Annotated in this window: 18 protein-coding genes; 1 reads left to right on the top strand and 17 read right to left on the bottom strand. The window is 70.7% G+C overall.

Going from position 1 to position 18299, the window contains the following annotated elements:
* Positions 1-16 precede the first annotated feature (16 nt).
* The 13 genes from metK to pyrR form a co-directional block, all read right to left on the bottom strand.
* Positions 17-1216: a methionine adenosyltransferase gene (gene metK, locus SALPAC2_RS0102165; protein ID WP_018214991.1), complete on the bottom strand. Its 1200-nt coding sequence runs from the start codon at positions 1214-1216 to the stop codon at positions 17-19.
* 86 nt (positions 1217-1302) lie between these two features.
* Positions 1303-2514, bottom strand: a complete 1212-nt coding sequence (gene coaBC, locus SALPAC2_RS0102160) for a bifunctional phosphopantothenoylcysteine decarboxylase/phosphopantothenate--cysteine ligase CoaBC (RefSeq protein ID WP_018214990.1) — start codon at positions 2512-2514, stop codon at positions 1303-1305.
* Positions 2515-2527: 13 nt separating this feature from the next.
* The gene (gene rpoZ, locus SALPAC2_RS0102155) at positions 2528-2794 is read right to left on the bottom strand and encodes a DNA-directed RNA polymerase subunit omega (protein WP_013285517.1); all 267 of its coding nucleotides are present in this window, start codon (positions 2792-2794) and stop codon (positions 2528-2530) included.
* Between the two features lie 42 nt (positions 2795-2836).
* Positions 2837-3370, bottom strand: a complete 534-nt coding sequence (locus SALPAC2_RS0102150; RefSeq protein ID WP_018214989.1) for a nucleoside/nucleotide kinase family protein — start codon at positions 3368-3370, stop codon at positions 2837-2839.
* A gap of 26 nt (positions 3371-3396) precedes the next feature.
* On the bottom strand, positions 3397-3714 hold the full coding sequence (gene mihF, locus SALPAC2_RS0102145; protein ID WP_007458370.1) for an integration host factor, actinobacterial type: 318 nt from the start codon (positions 3712-3714) through the stop codon (positions 3397-3399).
* 177 nt (positions 3715-3891) lie between these two features.
* Positions 3892-4728, bottom strand: coding sequence for an orotidine-5'-phosphate decarboxylase (gene pyrF / locus SALPAC2_RS0102140; protein WP_018214988.1), 837 nt, complete (start codon positions 4726-4728; stop codon positions 3892-3894).
* Between the two features lie 165 nt (positions 4729-4893).
* Positions 4894-6168 carry an adenosylmethionine--8-amino-7-oxononanoate transaminase gene (locus SALPAC2_RS0102135; RefSeq protein ID WP_018214987.1) on the bottom strand — a complete coding sequence of 425 codons (1275 nt, stop codon included), beginning with the start codon at positions 6166-6168 and terminating at the stop codon, positions 4894-4896.
* Positions 6169-6284: 116 nt separating this feature from the next.
* Positions 6285-7301: a quinone-dependent dihydroorotate dehydrogenase gene (locus tag SALPAC2_RS0102130; protein WP_018214986.1), complete on the bottom strand. Its 1017-nt coding sequence runs from the start codon at positions 7299-7301 to the stop codon at positions 6285-6287.
* Positions 7302-7344: 43 nt separating this feature from the next.
* Complete coding sequence (carB, locus tag SALPAC2_RS0102125; RefSeq protein ID WP_018214985.1) at positions 7345-10692, bottom strand: carbamoyl-phosphate synthase large subunit; 3348 nt, start codon at positions 10690-10692, stop codon at positions 7345-7347.
* Positions 10685-11845, bottom strand: a complete 1161-nt coding sequence (gene carA / locus SALPAC2_RS0102120; protein ID WP_018214984.1) for a glutamine-hydrolyzing carbamoyl-phosphate synthase small subunit — start codon at positions 11843-11845, stop codon at positions 10685-10687. Before carA ends, carB begins: the two co-directional genes overlap by 8 nt.
* Before the next feature lie 58 nt (positions 11846-11903).
* The gene (locus SALPAC2_RS0102115) at positions 11904-13181 is read right to left on the bottom strand and encodes a dihydroorotase (protein WP_018214983.1); all 1278 of its coding nucleotides are present in this window, start codon (positions 13179-13181) and stop codon (positions 11904-11906) included.
* A complete protein-coding gene (locus tag SALPAC2_RS0102110) occupies positions 13178-14104 on the bottom strand; it encodes an aspartate carbamoyltransferase catalytic subunit (RefSeq protein WP_018214982.1) in 927 nt (308 codons plus the stop codon). Before SALPAC2_RS0102110 ends, SALPAC2_RS0102115 begins: the two co-directional genes overlap by 4 nt.
* A 58-nt stretch (positions 14105-14162) precedes the next feature.
* Positions 14163-14744 carry a bifunctional pyr operon transcriptional regulator/uracil phosphoribosyltransferase PyrR gene (gene pyrR / locus SALPAC2_RS0102105; RefSeq protein ID WP_018214981.1) on the bottom strand — a complete coding sequence of 194 codons (582 nt, stop codon included), beginning with the start codon at positions 14742-14744 and terminating at the stop codon, positions 14163-14165.
* 284 nt (positions 14745-15028) lie between these two features.
* On the opposite strand from pyrR, the gene bldD reads away from it, so the two are divergent.
* The gene (bldD, locus tag SALPAC2_RS0102100) at positions 15029-15517 is read left to right on the top strand and encodes a transcriptional regulator BldD (RefSeq protein ID WP_011905744.1); all 489 of its coding nucleotides are present in this window, start codon (positions 15029-15031) and stop codon (positions 15515-15517) included.
* Between the two features lie 110 nt (positions 15518-15627).
* On the opposite strand, the gene nusB is transcribed toward bldD, so the two are convergent.
* The 4 genes from nusB to aroB form a co-directional block, all read right to left on the bottom strand.
* The gene (gene nusB, locus SALPAC2_RS0102095) at positions 15628-16038 is read right to left on the bottom strand and encodes a transcription antitermination factor NusB (protein WP_180199258.1); all 411 of its coding nucleotides are present in this window, start codon (positions 16036-16038) and stop codon (positions 15628-15630) included.
* 23 nt (positions 16039-16061) lie between these two features.
* Positions 16062-16619 carry an elongation factor P gene (gene efp / locus SALPAC2_RS0102090; RefSeq protein ID WP_011905742.1) on the bottom strand — a complete coding sequence of 186 codons (558 nt, stop codon included), beginning with the start codon at positions 16617-16619 and terminating at the stop codon, positions 16062-16064.
* A gap of 97 nt (positions 16620-16716) precedes the next feature.
* Positions 16717-17148, bottom strand: a complete 432-nt coding sequence (gene aroQ, locus SALPAC2_RS0102085) for a type II 3-dehydroquinate dehydratase (RefSeq protein WP_018214979.1) — start codon at positions 17146-17148, stop codon at positions 16717-16719.
* Positions 17145-18218 (bottom strand): 3-dehydroquinate synthase, encoded by a 1074-nt coding sequence (aroB, locus tag SALPAC2_RS0102080; protein ID WP_018214978.1) that lies wholly within the window; start codon positions 18216-18218, stop codon positions 17145-17147. Before aroB ends, aroQ begins: the two co-directional genes overlap by 4 nt.
* Between the last annotated feature and the right edge of the window lie 81 nt (positions 18219-18299).

The following is an 18299-nucleotide window of genomic DNA, read 5'->3' as shown; positions in this document are numbered from 1 at the left end:
CTACGCGGGGTGTTACTCAGGCGCCCGCTACCGACTTCAGGTCAGCGGCGCGGTCGGTGCCCTCCCAGGTGAAGTCGGGAAGCTCTCGACCGAAGTGTCCGTACGCCGCGGTCTGCGAGTAGATCGGCCGCATCAACTTCAGGTCCCGGATGATCGCCGCCGGCCGAAGGTCGAACACCTCCGTCACCGCCTTCTCGATCCGCTCCACCGGCACCGTCTCCGTGCCGAACGTCTCCAGGAACAGGCTCACCGGCTGCGCCTTGCCGATGGCGTACGCCACCTGCGCCTCGCACCGCTCCGCCAGCCCGGCCGCCACCACGTTCTTGGCCACCCACCGCATCGCGTACGCCGCCGAGCGGTCCACCTTGGATGGGTCCTTGCCCGAGAACGCTCCGCCGCCGTGCCGCGCGTACCCGCCGTAGGTGTCCACGATGATCTTCCGGCCGGTCAGACCCGCGTCTCCCATCGGGCCACCAACCTCGAACCGGCCCGTCGGATTCACCAGCAGCCGGTAGTCTTCGGTGTCCAGCCCCAGCCCCAGACTCTCCACCTCCGGTGCGATCACGTGCTCCCGGATGTCCGGCGTCAGCAGCGACTCCAGCGACACATCTGCCGCGTGCTGCGACGACACCAGCACGGTGTTCAGCCGCACCGGCCGCAGTCCCTCGTACTCCACCGTCACCTGCGTCTTGCCATCCGGACGCAGGTACGGCACCAACCCTTCGCGCCGCACCTGTGCCAGGCGGCGGGACAGCCGATGCGCCAACGCGATCGGCAGCGGCATCAACTCCGGGGTCTCCGAGCAGGCGAACCCGAACATCATCCCCTGGTCGCCAGCGCCCTGCGCATCCAACACGTGCTCGGACGCACCGGTACGCAGCTCAAACGCGTTATCGACACCCTGGGCGATATCTGCCGATTGTGACCCAATCGACACACTTACCCCGCAGGACGCCCCGTCGAAACCCTTTCGCGACGAGTCGTAACCAATATCCAGAATCGTCCGACGCACGATCGACGGGATGTCGGCGTAGGCCTGGGTGGTTACCTCGCCCGCAACATGCACCTGACCGGTTGTGATCAGCGTCTCCACTGCAACCCGGCTACGCGGGTCCTCTGTCAGCAACGCATCGAGGATCCCGTCACTGATCTGGTCAGCGATCTTGTCAGGGTGACCTTCGGTGACCGATTCGGAAGTGAAGAGGCGGCGTGTCACGGCACTCCTAAGTCAGGGAAACTCGTTCCGCGGCAGTTTAGTCACTCGCGCCCGGTACCGGATCCCCCTATCGCGCACTGATCCAGCTATCCGGGACAGCCGGCCAGCCGGGTGACGATGAGGTCCCACACACCGTCGGCGAGGTCTTCCTTGGACTGCTCGGGCATCCGGCTGACCGATCCGTCCGTGCCGATGACGGTCGCCGCGTTGGTGTCGGCGCCAAAAACCCGGTCCGGGCCGACCTCGTTGATGACGATGAGATCCGCCCGCTTACGGGCGAGCTTGGCTCGACCGTTGGCCTCGGCGTCACTGGTCTCCGCAGCGAAGACCACCAGCACCTGCTCCGGGCGACGGCGCTTCCCGAGCTCGGCGGCGATGTCCGGGTTCGCGACGAGCTCAATGGTGGGCGCGCTGCCGTCGTCCGACTTCTTGATTTTGCCAGCCGCGTACGTCGCCGGGCGGAAATCGGCGGGAGCCGCCGCCAACACCACCGCGTCGGCTCGGTCGGCAGCCGTCAGCGTGGCCTCGCGCAGCTCGGCGGTCGTACCGACCCGGACCAGGTCCACGCCGGCCGGATCGGGCAGCGCGACGTTGGCGGAGACCAGGGTGACCCGGGCTCCTCGCGCCACCGCGGCGCGGGCGAACGCATACCCCTGCTTGCCGGAGGAGCGATTACCGAGAAACCGGACCGGGTCAAGCGGCTCCCGGGTGCCCCCGGCGGTGACCAGCACGCGCTTCCCGGTGAGGTCCGCCGGGGCGGCGGCGCCGCGGGCGAGAACGCGTCGGGCCACGGCGAAGAGCTCCGCCGGGTCCGGTAGCCGCCCCTTGCCGGTATCCGCTCCGGTGAGCCGGCCGACCGCCGGCTCGACGATCCGCACCCCACGGGAGCGCAGCGTCGCCACGTTGGCAACCGTCGCCGGATGTTCCCACATCTCGGTATGCATCGCCGGCGCCAGGACCACCGGACAGCGCGCCGTCAGCAGAGTGTTGGTGAGCAGGTCGTCCGCGAGCCCATGCGCGGCCCGGGCGAGCAGGTCGGTGGTGGCCGGAGCCACCACGACCAGGTCCGCCTGCTGACCCAACCGCACGTGCGGCACCTCGTGCACGTCGGACCAAACGTCATCGGCGACCGGTTGACCGGAGAGCGCCGACCAGGTCGCGGCCCCGACGAACTGGAGCGCCGACGAGGTCGGCACCACCCGGACCTGATGGCCGGACTCGGTGAAGAGCCGGAGCAACTCGCAGGCCTTGTAGGCGGCGATCCCGCCACCGACCCCGAGGATTATCCGGGGGGACATCGCTGGGTACGCGTTACGGCTGGTCGGTGGGCTCAGCGGTGAGCAGGCCCGCGTTGATCTCCCGCATGGCGATCGAGAGCGGCTTCTCCTGCGGGGTCGTCTCGACCAGCGGGCCGACGTACTCCAGCAGGCCCTCACCGAGCTGGCTGTAGTAGGCGTTGACCTGACGGGCCCGCTTGGCGGCGAAGATGACCAGCGCGTATTTCGACGTGGTCTTCTCGAGGAGCTCGTCGATCGGCGGGTTGGTGATGCCTTCGGGGTTGGTGGCGATGGATCCCACTGTTGACCTCTGCGTCTGTGACACCGCTCGCGGTGCTGGCGGTCAACCGCGCACGCGCGGTCGCGCCGGAGCTATGAATGACGAACCGAACAATCCTACCAGCTCGTCCACGACCTGCATGGTCCGGCCATGCACGATGGTATGCGCGAATTGTGGCGCGGTGACCGGATCGGCCACGTAGCCGGGTGGGTGCAGCAGCACCAGCTGGGCCGTCGGCAACACGGCCCGCAGCCGCAGCGCCCCGGCTAGGTCCATCGGGAGCAGAGCCGGCACCCCGGCGGCCAGCCGGGACCGCAGGGGCTGCCCCGGCGTACCCCGCCGGTACCGGCCGATCTGACTCCATTCCAGCAGCTCGCCGGCGGCCAGCAGCCGGTCGAACTCGGCCGGGTCGAGGAAGACCCGGTCGACCCCGGCCACCTCGCCATCCCGCCGGGGGCGGGTGGTCACCGGCACCGGCGTCCACACAGCAGGCAGGCGCGCCCGGACCAACCCAGCGACACCATCCCGACCGGAACCCGACGGTCCGGTCAGGATGGTGAGCCGGGCCGCCGGGCGCGCCTCACCATCCGTGCTCACTGCTCGTTTCTACACGGCTGCCGACCTCAGTTGGCGGCGAACTCCCCAAGCAGGGCCTTGCGCTGCTGCTCACCGAGCCCACGCAGGCGCCGGCTATCGGCGATCTTGAGCTTCTCCATGATCTGGGTCGCCCGGATCTTGCCGATTCCCGGCATCGCCTGCAGGACAGCGGATACCTTCAGCTTGCCGACGACATCGTCGGACTCGGCCCGCTCGAGAACGGCTCCGAGCGTTGTCTTGCCCTGCTTGAGCTGCTCCTTCAGCTCAGCACGGGCCTTGCGGATCTCCGCGGCCTTCTCCAGCGCTGCTGCGCGCTGCTCAGGGGTCAGTGACGGGAGCGGCACCAGTTCTCCTCAGGTCCCTATCGCGACGGGCGAACGCACCGCCGCACTGTGAAACGTGGTGTCGCTGCGAACCAGGGAGGCCCAAGGTTCCCAGCGCGGGGAAAACTAGCGGTCAACGGCGCATTCGGCAACGTGGGCACGCGAAGATCGGCGGAAAGTGACCGAGCCGTCAGTCAGTTACGAACCGGTCAAAGCCGCTCGGCACTCGGCTAGGACCCGGTCCGCGGCGTCCCGAAGAGCCGCCGGATCGGGCCCCGCGGCCAGCACCTCACGGGAGTATGTGGGCAGTACGGCGGGCAGGCTGGAGCCGAAGACCACCCGGAGGTCAGCGGCGCTGGCGCCCTGCGCTCCCAGGCCCGGAGCGAGCAACGGACCGTTGACCGCAGTGAGATCGTGACCCGTCGCGCCGATGGTCGCCCCCACCACCAACCCCACGCTGCCCAGTGGTTGCGCACCCGCGTTGAGCTGGGAAATCTCGTCGATCACCAGCTGTGCGACGGTCCGCCCGTCGGCGGTGCGAGCCCGCTGCACCGCGGCGCCCTCGGGATTGGAGGTGAGCGCCAGCACGAAGACTCCGCCACCTCGCGCGGCGGCCAGCTCGAACATCGGGGCGAGCGCGCCAACGCCGAGATACGGGCTCACCGTCACCGCGTCGACATGCAGTGGGCTCGATGGTTCAAGGTACGCGGAGGCGTACGCGGCGACCGTCGAGCCGATGTCGCCACGCTTGACGTCGAGGAGAACGAGCGAACCAGCCGCCCGCAACTGTCGGATAGTTGACTCAAGGACCGCCATGCCCCGAGACCCGAACCGCTCGAAGAAGGCCGACTGCGGCTTGACCACCGCGACCCGGTCACCCAACGCCTCCACGACCGCGCCCGCGAACCGCTCCAGACCGCGAATGTCGTCATCGAGGCCCCACCGGGCAAGCAGACCCGGGTGCGGGTCGATGCCCACGCAGAGCGGACCCCGCTCGCCAACCGCCCGATGCAACCGGGCGCCGAAGCTCTCCATCGCAGACCTCCCTCTCGCGTGCCACGCACGCGTCGTCTCAGCGGGCGGCTGATGCCGCCCGCACCCGGCGGGCTCGCACCGCCCCGGCGGGCTCGCACCGCCCGGCGGGGTTCCGCACGCCTACCCACCCGCTGCCCGGCCCCCCTCGCCGCCGCAGCCGGCCGATCAGCCCGCCCGAGCCGCGGCGGCGATCCCCGCGGTGATCTGGGCCAGATCGGCATCCGCGGTGACGTACGGGGGCATGGTGTAAATCAGATCCCGGAACGGTCGCAGCCAGACGCCAGCGGCCACCGCCGCCGCGGTCGCCGCCGGCAGGTCCACCTCATGGTCGAGCTGCACCACACCGATCGCGCCCAGCACCCGGACGTCGGCGACGCCCGGCTGCGCCCGTAGCGGCTCCAGGCCGGACCGCAGACCCGTCTCGATCCGCGCCACCTGCGCCGACCAGTCTTCGGCTCGCAGCAGGCCGAGCGAGGCGTTGGCCACCGCACAGGCCAGCGGATTACCCATGAAGGTGGGACCATGCGCCAGCACACCGGCGGCAGAGATCCCACGGGCGATCTCCGCGGTGCAGAGCGCGGCGGCCAGGGTGAGGTACCCCCCGGTGAGCGCCTTGCCCACACAGAGCACGTCCGGCGTTACGCCGGCATGCTCGGCGGCGAACATCGCCCCGGTCCGACCGAAACCGGTAGCGATCTCGTCAAAGATCAGCAGAACCCCGTGGGCCCGGGTGACCTCCCGCAGCACCTGTAGGTAGCGCGGGTGGTGGAACCGCATGCCACCGGTCCCCTGGACGACCGGCTCGACGATGACCGCGGCCAGTTCGTGGGCGTGCCGGGCGACCGCGTCCGCCAAGACCGCCTCGTACGCCGGATCCGGAGGTGCGGTGAACCCCGACGGCGGCACCGGCGCGAAAACCTGCCGGGGCAGCAGCTCCCCCCAGAGGTGGTGCATACCCCCCTCCGGGTCACAGACGCTCATCGGGTGGAACGTGTCGCCGTGGTAGCCACCCCGCCAGGTCCCCAGCCGACGGCGTTCCGGCCGGCCGGTGGCCCGCTGGAACTGCAGGCACATCTTCACGGCCACCTCGACACTCACCGAGCCGGAGTCGGCCAGGAAGACATGCTCCAACCCCTCCGGCGCCAGCTCGACGAGGGTCCGGGCCAGCGTGACGGCCGGCTCGTGGGTGAGCCCGCCGAACATCACGTGGCTCATCCGGCCGAGCTGGTCGGTCACCGCCGCGTCCAGCACCGGGTGTTGGTAGCCGTGGATCGCCGACCACCACGACGCCATCCCGTCAACCAGTTCCCGCCCGTCGGCCAGGCGCAGCCGCACCCCGGCGGCGCTCTCCACGACGTACGGCGGGGTGGCCGGCGGCAGTGCCGCGTACGGATGCCACACGTGGGCCGCGTCTGCGGCGCTGATCTCCTCCGGGGTCAACGACGTCGCCTCCTCACCAGCCGGTCACCCGTGTCAACCGGCCCTCGGGTTCCGGTAACCCGGCGCACGACCGGCGAGCGGTCCACAGGCACCGGGCGAGTACCACCCGCACGGTGTCACGGCGTGCGGGCCGCCGCCGCAGCGGCCCGCACCAGGGCCGGCCCCCGGTAGATGAGACCGGTGTAGAGCTGCACCAACGACGCGCCCGCGTCGAACATGCGCTCGGCGTCGTCCGGAGTGAGAATGCCGCCGACGCCGACGATCGGCAGCCGACCGCCGGTCTCGGCGTGCACGAAGGAGACCACCTCCCGGGCCCGCTGCGCCAACGGGCGGCCGGAGAGCCCACCCGCCTCGGCGCCGCCGGCCCGGTCGGCGGGAGCGAGACCGTCGCGGGAGAGCGTGGTGTTGGTGGCGATCACCCCCGCTGCACCCCGCGCCAGGCAGACCTCCAGCAGCTCGGCGATGGCCGGATCCGGGAGGTCTGGGGCGATCTTCACCAGTACCGGTTTCTCACCGACCAGAACGGCCAACAGGGCGTCCAGGTGCGCCCGGTCCTGCAGCGTACGTAGCCCCGGCGTGTTCGGCGAGGAGACGTTGACCGCGAAGTAGTCGCCGTAGCCCCGCAGGGCTTGGTACGACGCCTGGTAGTCCGCAACCGCCTCCTCGAGTGGGGTGACCTTGGACTTGCCGAGGGAGATGCCCAACGGCACCCCGAGCGGGCGGGGCAGCGCCGCCAACCGCGCCGCGAGCGCGTCGGCGCCGGCGTTGTTGAAGCCCATCCGGTTCACCACCGCCCGGCTCTCGGGAAGCCGAAACAGCCGCGGCCGCGGATTGCCCGGCTGCGGGTGCGCGGTGACCGTACCCACCTCGACGAACCCGAAGCCCAACGCCGGCCAGGCCGGCAGCGCCACCCCGTTCTTGTCCATCCCGGCGGCCAACCCGACCGGGTTCGGGAAGCGGAGGCCGAACACCGTTCGGGGAGCCGAAACGCCGTACCGGGCCCGGAGCACGGCCAGCGCCGCGGGCACCCGGGCCAGGCCGGCCAGCCGCCGTACCGTGAACTCGTGCGCCACCTCCGCGTCCCCGCCCCCCAGCCGGAACAGCCGTGGCCGCACCACCCGTTCGAAGATCACCCCATCCTCCCCGGCGGGGTGAGTGATCCCCGGCCGCTCGGGCTCATCGGGCGCTCCGCAGCGAGGCGTGCAGCGCCTGCAGCGGACGGACCACCATGTCACCACGGATCCGGGCCTCGACCGCCATCACCACGGCGGCAGCGCCGGGGACGGTGGTGATGCAGGGGATGTCCGCCGTCACGGCGGCACTGCGGATCTCGTAGCCATCCGAGCGGGCGCTCGCTCCCGAGCCCTGCGGGGTGTTCACCACGAGCACCACCTCGCCGGAGCGGATCAGCGAGACCGCGTCCTCGCTCTCCCCCGACTCGTAGTGCTTGCGGATCTGCTCGCAGGCGACGCCGTGCCGGCGCAGCACCTCGGCGGTGCCGGTGGTGGCGATCAGCTGGAAGCCCAGGTCGGCCAGGCGCTTGATCGGGAAGATCATGCCACGCTTGTCCCGGTTGGCGACCGACACGAAGATCTTCCCGCCGGTCGGCAACGAGCCGTAGGTGGCCGACTGCGACTTGGCGAAGGCGTACCCGAAGGCCGTGTCGATGCCCATCACCTCGCCGGTGGACTTCATCTCCGGTCCGAGCAGCGAGTCGATCCCCTTCCCGGTCGGAGTACGGAACCGCTTGAACGGGAGCACCGCCTCCTTGACCGCGATCGGCGCATCCGCGGGGAGGGTACCGCCGTCGCCGTCGGCGGGGAGCAGGCCCTCGGCGCGCAGCTCGGCGATGGTGGCACCGAGCGCGATCCGCGCCGCCGCCTTGGCCAACGGCACCGCGGTGGCCTTGGAGACGAACGGCACGGTCCGGGACGCACGCGGATTGGCCTCGAGCACCCAGAGCTGGTCGTCCTTGAGGGCGTACTGCACGTTGAGCAGGCCCTGCACGCCGATGCCCCGGGCGATCTCCTCGGTGTACCGACGGACCTCGGCGACGTGTGAACCGGCCAGGGTGATCGGCGGCAACGCGCAGGAGGAGTCGCCGGAGTGGATCCCGGCCTCCTCGATGTGCTCCATCACCCCGCCGAGGTAGACCTCACCGGCGGCGTCGCAGAGCGCGTCCACGTCGATCTCGATCGCGTCATCGAGGAACCGGTCCACCAGCACCGGATGATCCGGGGAGATGTCGGTGGCCCGGCCGATGTAGTCCCGCAGCGTGGCGTCGTCGTAGACGATCTCCATGCCCCGACCACCGAGCACGTACGAGGGGCGGACCAACACCGGATAACCGATCTCGGCGGCGATCGTCTTCGCCTCGTCGTACGAGATGGCGGTGCCGTGTGCCGGCGCCCGCAGCCCGGCACGGGCCAGCAGCGCGCCGAACGCCCCCCGCTCCTCGGCGAGGTGGATCGACTCCGGGGAGGTACCGACGACCGGCACCCCGGCGTCCTTGAGCCGCTGCGCCAGCCCCAACGGGGTCTGGCCACCGAGCTGCACGACCACCCCGACCACGCCGGGGCCACCGGCCGCCCGGCCGGAGGAGTCCTCGGCGTGCCACACCTCGAGGACGTCCTCGAAGGTCAGCGGCTCGAAGTAGAGCCGGTTCGCGGTGTCGTAGTCGGTGGAGACGGTCTCCGGGTTGCAGTTGACCATGACCGTCTCGTATCCGACGTCCCGCAACGCCATGACGGCGTGCACGCAGGAGTAGTCGAACTCGATGCCCTGCCCGATCCGGTTCGGCCCCGAGCCGAGGATCAGCACCTTGGGTCGGTCCGACCCGACCACCTCGGTCTCCGCGTCATACGTGGAGTAGTGGTAGGGCGTCGTCGCCTCGAACTCCGCCGCGCAGGTGTCCACGGTCTTGTACACCGGCCGGACGCCCAACCGGTGCCGCAGCGTCCGAACCCCGTCCTCGGCGGCCAACTCCGGGCGCAACGCGGCGAGCTGCCGGTCGGAGAGCCCCGCCCGCTTGGCCCGGCGCAGCAGGTCGGCATCGAGCACCGGGGCGTCCACGATCTCGGCCCGCAACTCCACCAGGCCGGCGATCTGGTCGAGGAACCACGGGTCCATCCCACCGGAGGCCGCCGCCACCTCGGCGATCGAGGCGCCGAGCCGCAGCGCCCGTTCCACCGTGTAGAGCCGTCCGTCGTGCGGCACCCGCAACGCCGCGAGGGTGTCCTCCCGGGTGGCATCGGCCGGGTCGGGCACGGTCCAGAAGCCGGCCGCCTTCGTCTCCATCGAGCGCATCGCCTTGTTCAGCGCCTCGGTGAAGTTGCGGCCCAGGCTCATCGCCTCACCGACCGACTTCATGGTGGTGGTCAGCTCCGGGTCGGCGCCGGGGAACTTCTCGAACGCGAAGCGCGGAATCTTGACCACCACGTAGTCCAACGTCGGCTCGAACGCGGCTGGCGTCTTCAGGGTGATGTCGTTGGGGATCTCGTCGAGGGTGTAGCCGATGGCCAGCCTCGCGGCGATCTTCGCGATCGGGAAGCCGGTCGCCTTCGAGGCCAACGCCGACGAGCGGGAGACCCGGGGGTTCATCTCGATCACGACGATCCGGCCGTCGGCCGGGTTCACCGCGAACTGGATGTTGCAGCCTCCGGTGTCCACCCCGACCTCGCGCAGCACCGCGATGCCGAGGTCCCGCAGGCGCTGGTACTCCCGGTCGGTGAGAGTCATCGCCGGCGCCACGGTGACGCTGTCGCCGGTGTGCACGCCCATCGGGTCAACGTTCTCGATCGAGCAGACCACCACGACGTTGTCGTGCCGGTCGCGCATCAGCTCGAGCTCGTACTCCTTCCAGCCGAGCACGCTCTCCTCGATGAGCACCTCGTGCACCGGGCTGGCGGCCAGGCCGGCACCGGCGATGCGTTCCAGGTCCGCATCGGTGTGGGCCATGCCGGAGCCGAGGCCGCCCATCGTGAACGACGGCCGGATCACCGCCGGCAGGCCCAGCTCGGCGACCGTCTCGCGGACCTCGTCCATCGAGTGGCAGACCCGGGAACGCGGCACCAGCGTCGCCGGGTCCGCCACCCCGATCCGGACCCCGGCCTTGGCGACGACGTCCTTGAACAGCTGGCGGTCCTCGCCGCGGCGGATCGAGTCGATGTTCGCGCCGATCAACTCGACGCCGTACTTCTCCAGTACCCCGGTCTGGTGCAGCGCGACCGCCGTGTTCAGTGCGGTCTGGCCACCCAGGGTGGGCAGCACCGCATCCGGCCGCTCCTTGGCGATGACCAGCTCGACGAACTCCGGGGTGATCGGCTCGACGTACGTGGCGTCGGCGAACTCCGGATCCGTCATGATCGTCGCCGGGTTCGAGTTGACCAGGCTGACCCGGATCCCCTCGCTGCGCAGTACCCGACAGGCCTGGGTGCCGGAGTAGTCGAACTCGCAGGCCTGCCCGATTACGATCGGCCCGGAGCCGATCACCAGGACGTGTTTGAGGTCGGTCCGCTTAGGCATTCGTTCGCCCCTCGCTGTGGTTGCGCCCCTCGATGAGCTCGGCGAAGCGGTCGAACAGGTAGTCCGCGTCGTGCGGACCGGCCGCCGCCTCCGGGTGGTACTGAACGGTGAAGGCGGGCACGTCGCGCGCCCGCAGCCCCTCGACCACGTTGTCGTTGAGGCAGACGTGCGAGACCTCGATCCCGCCGAACTCGGACTCGATCACCCGGTCCGGTACGACGGCCCCCGGCTCGACACCGGGGCACGCGACGGCGAAACCGTGGTTGTGGCTGGTCACCTCGACCTTGCCGGTGACCCGGTCGAGCACCGGCTGGTTGATCCCGCGGTGGCCGTAACCGAGCTTGTACGTGCCGAAACCCAGTGCCCGACCGAGGATCTGGCTGCCGAAGCAGATGCCGAAGAGCGGCACCCCGCTGGTGAGCGCCGCGCGGGCCAGGGCCACCGGCCCGTCGGCGGTCGCCGGGTCCCCAGGGCCGGGCGAGAGGAAGATCGCATCCGCGCCGGTGGCCCGCAGTTCGTCGATGCCCGAGTGAGCCGGCAGGACATGGGTGGTGACACCCCGCGCCGCGAGCCGCCGGGGCACGTTCCGCTTGATGCCGAGATCCAGGGCGGCGACGGTGAACCGGTGCTCCCCCTCGGCCTCGACCACGTACGGCTGCGGGGTGGTCACCTCGGCGGCGAGGTCCGCTCCGACCATCTGCGGGGCCTGCCGGACCCGGGTCAGCAGCGCCTGCGGGTCGGTCTCGACGCTGGAAACCCCGACCCGCATCGCGCCCCGCTCCCGCAGGTGCCGGGTGAGCGCCCGGGTGTCCACACCGCTGATGCCGACCACGCCCTCGGCGGCGAGCCGCTCCTCAAGGCCACCGGTGGCCCGCCAGTTCGAGCCGATCCGGGCGGGGTCACGGACCACGTACCCGGCGACCCAGATCCGGCCGGACTCGTCATCCTCGCCGTTTACCCCGGTGTTGCCGATGTGCGGCGCGGTCTGCACCACCACCTGCCGGTGGTAGGACGGGTCGGTGAGCGTCTCCTGGTAGCCGGTCATTCCGGTGTTGAAGACCGCTTCGCCGAAGGTCTCCCCGACGCTGCCGTACGCCTCGCCGTGGAACGTGCGCCCGTCCTCTAGGACGAGAATCGCCGGTCGCCGCCTCACGCCACGCCCCCCGCACTCCGGGCCACGCGGCACTGCCCCACCGCACTCCGTACTCGCATCACTTCACTGCCTTTCCGTCCAGGACCGTCGCCTCGCCGCGCAGGAAGGTCGCCACGATGCGACCGGGCAGCGTCATGCGGGCGTACGGGGTGTTGCTGCTGCGGCTGGCCAGCTCGGTCGGCTCGATCACGCGACGCGCCGCCGGATCCACCAGGGTCAGGTTCGCCGGTGCGCCCGGCGCCGGGTCGTGGCCGTGTTCGGTGAGGCCGGCGATCCGGGCGGGGGTGCGGGACATCCGCTCGGCGATGAGGTCCCACCGTGGTCCGAGCACGTCCAGCGTGATGGAGAGCGCCGTCTCCAGGCCGAGCATGCCCGGCCGGGCGTACGCCCACTCGCACTCCTTGTCCTCCACGGCGTGCGGGGCGTGGTCGGTGGCGACGATGTCCACCACCCCCTCGGCCAGCGCGGTGCGCAGCGCGGCGACATCGGCGGCGGTCCGCAGCGGCGGGTTGACCTTGTAGACCGGGTCGTAGGTGACCGCCTTCTCGTCGGTCAACAACAGGTGGTGCGGGGTGACCTCGGCGGTGACCTGCACGCCGCGGGCCTTGGCCTGCCGCAGCACGTCGACGCTGCCGGCGGTGGAGACGTGGCAGATGTGCAGGCGGCTCCCCACGTGCTCGGCGAGCAGCACGTCCCGGGCGATGATCGCCTCCTCGGCGACCGCCGGCCAACCGGTCAGACCGAGGCGGGTGGAGATCTCCCCCTCGTGCATCTGGGCGCCCTCGGTCAGCCGTGGCTCCTCGGCGTGCTGGGCGACGATGCCGTCGAACGCCTTCACGTATTCCAGGGCCCGGCGCATCAGCCGCGGGTCGGCGACGCAGTGTCCGTCGTCGGAGAAGATTCGGACCCGGGCGGCGGAGTCGGCCATCGTGCCCAGCTCGGCCAGGCGCTCGCCGGCCAGCCCGACCGTGACGGCACCGATCGGCTGCACGTCCACCAGCCCGGCCTCCCGGCCCAGCCGCCAGACCTGCTCCACCACCCCGGCGGTGTCGGCGACCGGCGAGGTGTTCGCCATCGCGCAGACCGCCGTGTAGCCACCGAGCGCCGCGGCCCGGGAGCCGGTCTCGACGGTCTCGGCGTCTTCCCGGCCGGGCTCGCGCAGGTGGGTGTGCAGGTCCACCAGGCCGGGCAGGGCGACCAGGCCGGTGCCGTCCACCGTGACCGCGCCGGGGGCTGTCAGCCCCGCGCCGGTCTCGGCCACCACGCCGTCGCGGATCAGCAGGTCGGTCGGCGCGGCGCCGAGGACGCTCACATTGGTGATCAGGTACGCGGTCACCGGTTGTTCCCTCCGAGTAGCAGGTAGAGGACGGCCATCCGGACGGAGACGCCGTTGGCGACCTGTTCGACAATGGTGGAGCGGGGCGAGTCGGCCGCCTCAGAGGTGATCTCCATGCCCCGGTTCATCGGGCCGGGGTGCATCACGATCGCGTGCTCCGGCAGCCGCCGCATCCGCGAGCCGTCCAGTCCGTAACGGCGGGCGTACTCACGGGCGGAGGGAAAGTAGGAGTCGTTCATGCGTTCCCGCTGCACCCGGAGCATCATGACCACGTCCGACTGCGGCAGCACCGAGTCCAGGTCGTAGCAGACGGCGGCGCCGGGCGCGAGGGCCGCGGCGATGTCCACCGGGATCAGCGGGGGTGGGCCGACCAGGGTGACCTTGGCGCCGAGGGTGGAGAGCAGCAGGACGTTGGAGCGCGCCACCCGGCTGTGCAGCACGTCACCGACCACCGCCACCGACAGACCGGCGAGCCGGCCCAGCCGGGATCGCATCGTGTACGCGTCGAGTAGCGCCTGGGTGGGGTGCTCGTGCGTACCGTCGCCGGCGTTGACGACCGAGCCGTCAACCCAGTCGGCCAGCTGGTACGGGGCGCCGGAGGCGGGGTGCCGGACGACGACGGCGTCGGCGCCCATCGCCTGGAGGGTGAGCGCGGTGTCCTTGAGGCTCTCGCCCTTGGCGACGCTGGACCCCTTGACCGAAAAGTTGATCACGTCGGCACTGAGCCGCTTGGCGGCGGCCTCGAAGGAGATCCGGGTACGGGTGGAGTCCTCGTAGAAGAGGTTCACCACGGTCCGGCCGCGCAGCGCCGGCAGCTTCTTGACCTCCCGCCCGGCCACGGTCGCCATCTCGGCGGCGGTGTCCAGGATCTCAAGGGCGGTGCCAGCGTCGAGGTCGGCGCTGGAGAGCAGGTGACGGATCATGCCTCGAACTCCCTTCCGGCGGCGACCAGCAGGCGGCGCGGCGCCGCGCCCCGCGGGCTCACCGGGCACCGCCGTAGAGCCGGACCTCGTCCACGCCGTCGGGCTCTGCCAGGGTGACCCGGACACTCTCCGCGAGGGCGGTCGGGATGTTCTTCCCCACATAGTCGGCCCGGATGGGCAGCTCCCGGTGGCCGCGATCGACCAGGACGGCGAGCTGGACCGAGGCTGGCCGGCCGACGTCGTTCAGCGCGTCGAGTGCCGCCCGCACGGTTCGGCCGGAGAAGAGGACATCGTCGACGAGGATGACCCGCCGGCCGTCGATGCCGCCGGCGGGAACGTCGGTGGGGCCGACGGCGCGGGTACCGTGCTGACGCAGATCGTCCCGGTAGAGGGTGATGTCGAGCACACCGACCGGGACGTCCACCCCCTCGAAGGCGCTGATCCGGGCGGCGAGCCGCCGGGCGAGCGGTGCGCCCCGGGTGGGGATCCCGAGCAGGACGGTCTGTTGGGCGCCCTGGGTCTTCTCGAGGATCTGGTGGGCGATGCGGTCCACCACGCGCTGCACGTCGGCGGTGGTGAGTATCACCTTCACCGAGGGTTGTCGGGTGGTCGGCGAGTGGGCAGCCGGTGGGTACGCCACGGCGGACCTCCTTCCCCGCCTCACGGGACGGGTCGTTAAAGGATGTCGGATCGACCGGCGCGGACCGCGAACGGACCGGACCGGGGCTTCGGGCAACGTTACCAGTGGTCACCGTCTCGACCGTCGCCGGCCGAGGGCCCGGCGACAGAACGGCGAAACTGGGACAACTCCCCCAGGATGAAACAGGAAAGTTCACGACCACTTGACCGGCTGTCGCAATCCCCGTACCGTCACGCTCCGTAGCGATCGACGGGAGAACCCCGAGCAGCACTGGGAGTGTCCGAATGCCCTCTGAGTACGCCAAGTCGCTGGGCGCCCGCCTGCGCTCCATTCGCCAGCAGCAGGGCCTGTCCCTGCAGGGCGTAGAGGAAAAGTCCAACGGACGGTGGAAGGCCGTCGTGGTTGGCTCGTACGAGCGCGGCGACCGAGCCGTCACCGTGTCCCGCCTGGCCGAGCTGGCCGACTTCTACCGTGTTCCCGTCTCCGAGCTACTGCCCGATGGCAGTGGCGTCCGCCACGAGCCCACCAGCAAGATCGTGCTGGACCTCGAGCGGCTCTACGACGAGGCCTCGGAGGACCTCGCCTACGTCGCCCGGTACGCCCGCGCGATCCAGCAGCAGCGCGGCGACTACAACGGCCGGGTGCTGTCGATCCGCGCCGACGACCTGCGCGCCCTGGCGATCGTCTACGACGCCTCGCCGTCTGGCCTGATCGAGCGGCTGAACGAGCACGGCGTCCTCGTCGCCGACCCGCGGGCGTTCTTCGCCTCCTGAGTGGTGCCAACCGAAAGGGCCCGTGCCGATCGGCACGGGCCCTTTTCGCCTATCCGGTCACGCTGCCGGCCGGCCAGCTCGCTTCCGAGCCAGCGCCCCCGCGGGGGCGGCTACCGGGTGGCGTACTCCGCGATCCGGCCGAGAATGCCGTTGAGGAACCGCGGTGAATCGTCGGTCGACATCTGCCGAGCCAGCTCCACCGCCTCGCTGATCGCCACCGCGTCGTCGATCTCGTCCACGTAGAGCAGCTCGTAGACCGCGATCCGAGCGAGGTTCCGATCAACGGTCGGCATCCGGTCCAGCGTCCACCCCTCGGCGTAGCTGGCGATCAGCTCGTCAACCCGGTCCAGGTGGGCAGCGACCCCCTCAACCAGGCCAACCGCGTATCCCAGATGCTCCGGACGGGGCTTCTCGATCCGCTCCACGTAGCCGGCGAGCACCTCCACCGGTGGACGGCCCCGCAGGTCCGCCTCGAAGAGCACGTCCAGCGCCCGTTTGCGCGCCTTGCGACGCGCCGGCATCTGCTGCTTGGGCCCCTCGGCCATCAGGCGCGGCCGAGGTAACGGCCGTCGCGGGTGTCGACCTTGATCTTCTCGCCGGTGGTGATGAAGAGCGGCACCTGCACGGTCGCGCCGGTCTCGACCGTGGCCGGCTTGCTGCCGCCGGTCGAACGGTCTCCCTGGAGACCCGGCTCGGTGTACGTGATCTCCAGCACCACGCTGGTCGGCAGCTCCACGTAGAGCGGCACCCCCTCGTGGGTGGCGACCGTCGCCTCGGCCTCGGGAAGCAGATAGTTCGCCGCCTCGCCGACCGTGTCGCCGAGCACATTGATCTGGTCGAACGTCTCCAGGTCCATGAAGACGAAGTCCTCGCCGTCGGCGTACAGGTACTGCATCGTACGCTTGTCGACGGTCGCGGTCTCGACCTTTGTGCCCGCATTGAAGGTCTTGTCGACGACCTTGCCGGAGAGCACGTTCTTCAGCGTGGTGCGCACGAACGCACCGCCCTTTCCGGGCTTGACGTGCTGGAACTCGACGACGGCCCAGAGCTCACCGTCGAGGTTGAGTACCATGCCGTTTTTCAGGTCGTTGGTGGTGGCCATTTCCTGCCTTGATCATAAGGTGGCGGACAGACCCGGCAAGTCTACTAGGCCGCGTTTGGGCAGGCTCGCCCGAGCAAGCCGCAGCCCCCGCCGACGATCAACGGACCCGCGCCGCCAAGTGGTGCAGAGCCAGGCGGTAGCCGTCCACGCCCAACCCACAGATCACCCCGGTCGCCACCGCCGAGACCACCGAGTGGTGCCGGAACGTCTCCCGGGCATGGATGTTGGAGAGGTGCACCTCGACCAACGGGGCCCGCAGCAGGGCGCAAGCGTCCCGTACCGCGATCGAGTAATGCGACCAGGCGGCGGGGTTGAGCACCACGCAGGCGCCTAGGTCCGCAGCCTCATGCAGCCAGCCGAGCAGCTCATGCTCGGCGTCGGTCTGCCGGACGACCACCTCCAGCCCCAACTCCCGCCCGGTCTGCTGGCACAGCTCGACCAGGTCGGCGTAGGTGGTGGTGCCGTAGACCTCCGGTTGTCGGGTGCCCAGACGGCCCAGGTTGGGCCCGTTGAGCACGAACACCCTCATTCGGCGATCTCCTGGTAGGCGGCGTGCAGCAGCTCGTCGGAGGGCGCCTCGAGAATCATCGGGCGGGCGAGGCCGGCCAACACCACGAAGCGCAGGATGCTGCCCCGCGCCTTCTTGTCCACCCGCATCGTGGCGAGCAGATCCGGCCAGGCCTCCGCCCGATATCCGGTGGGCAGGCCGAGCGCACCCACCACGGCCCGGTGCCGCTGCGCGGTCTGCGCGTCCAGCCGGCCTTCGAGCTGGGCCAGAGTCGCCGCGTAGACCAGCCCCACCGCGACCGCGTGGCCGTGCCGCCAGCGGTAGCCCTCCACCTTCTCGATGGCGTGCGCCAGGGTGTGCCCGTAGTTCAGTATCTCCCGGGCCCCCGACTCGCGAAGGTCACCCGCGACGACCTGCGCCTTGACCCGAATCGCCCGCTCGATCAACTCCCGGAGCACCGGCCCCGCCGGGTCAACGGCGACGGCCGGCTCCCGCTCGACTAGGTCAAGAATCACCGGGTCGGCGATGAAGCCACACTTGACCACCTCGGCCATGCCCGCGGCTAGGTCGACCGGGGAGAGGCTGTCCAGCGCGGTCAGGTCACAGATCACCCCGGCCGGCGGGTGGAACGCGCCGACCAGGTTCTTGCCGGCAGAGGTGTTGATGCCGGTCTTGCCACCCACCGCCGCGTCGACCATGCCCAGCAGCGACGTCGCCACCGGCATCCAGCGCACCCCGCGCAGCCAGCAGGCCGCGACGAAGCCGGCCAGGTCGGTAACCGCGCCCCCGCCCACCCCGACCACGGCGTCGGCACGGGTGAAGCCCGCCGCACCGAGCCGTTCCCAACAGCTGGCGGCGACGTCGATGTGCTTACCCGCCTCCGCGTCCGGCACCTCGACCAGCAACGGCGTCACGCCGGCCGCCCGGGTCCGCTCCGCCAGCTGCTCGGCTCGGCCCTGCATCGGCGGCGCGTACAGCACGGCCAGCCGCTCCGCGCCCGGCAGCAACCGCGGCAGGTCCGGCAGGTCGCGCCCCACCAACACGTCGTACGGCTGGTCACCGCCAACCGGGATCCGGGTAATCTCGTCCATCGGGCGCAGCCTAACCGAGCCGGCCGTGCCGGTGGCGACGACGGTCGAAGGCGTCCCGGGACCCGGACTCCGACACGGCCC

Origin of the sequence: Salinispora vitiensis, assembly GCF_000378825.1 — a bacterium.
In the GTDB taxonomy this organism is placed as follows: Bacteria; Actinomycetota; Actinomycetes; order Mycobacteriales; family Micromonosporaceae; genus Micromonospora; species Micromonospora vitiensis.
The sequence above is the reverse complement of the archived record's forward strand: the minus strand, read 5'-3'. Positions and strand labels throughout refer to the sequence as shown.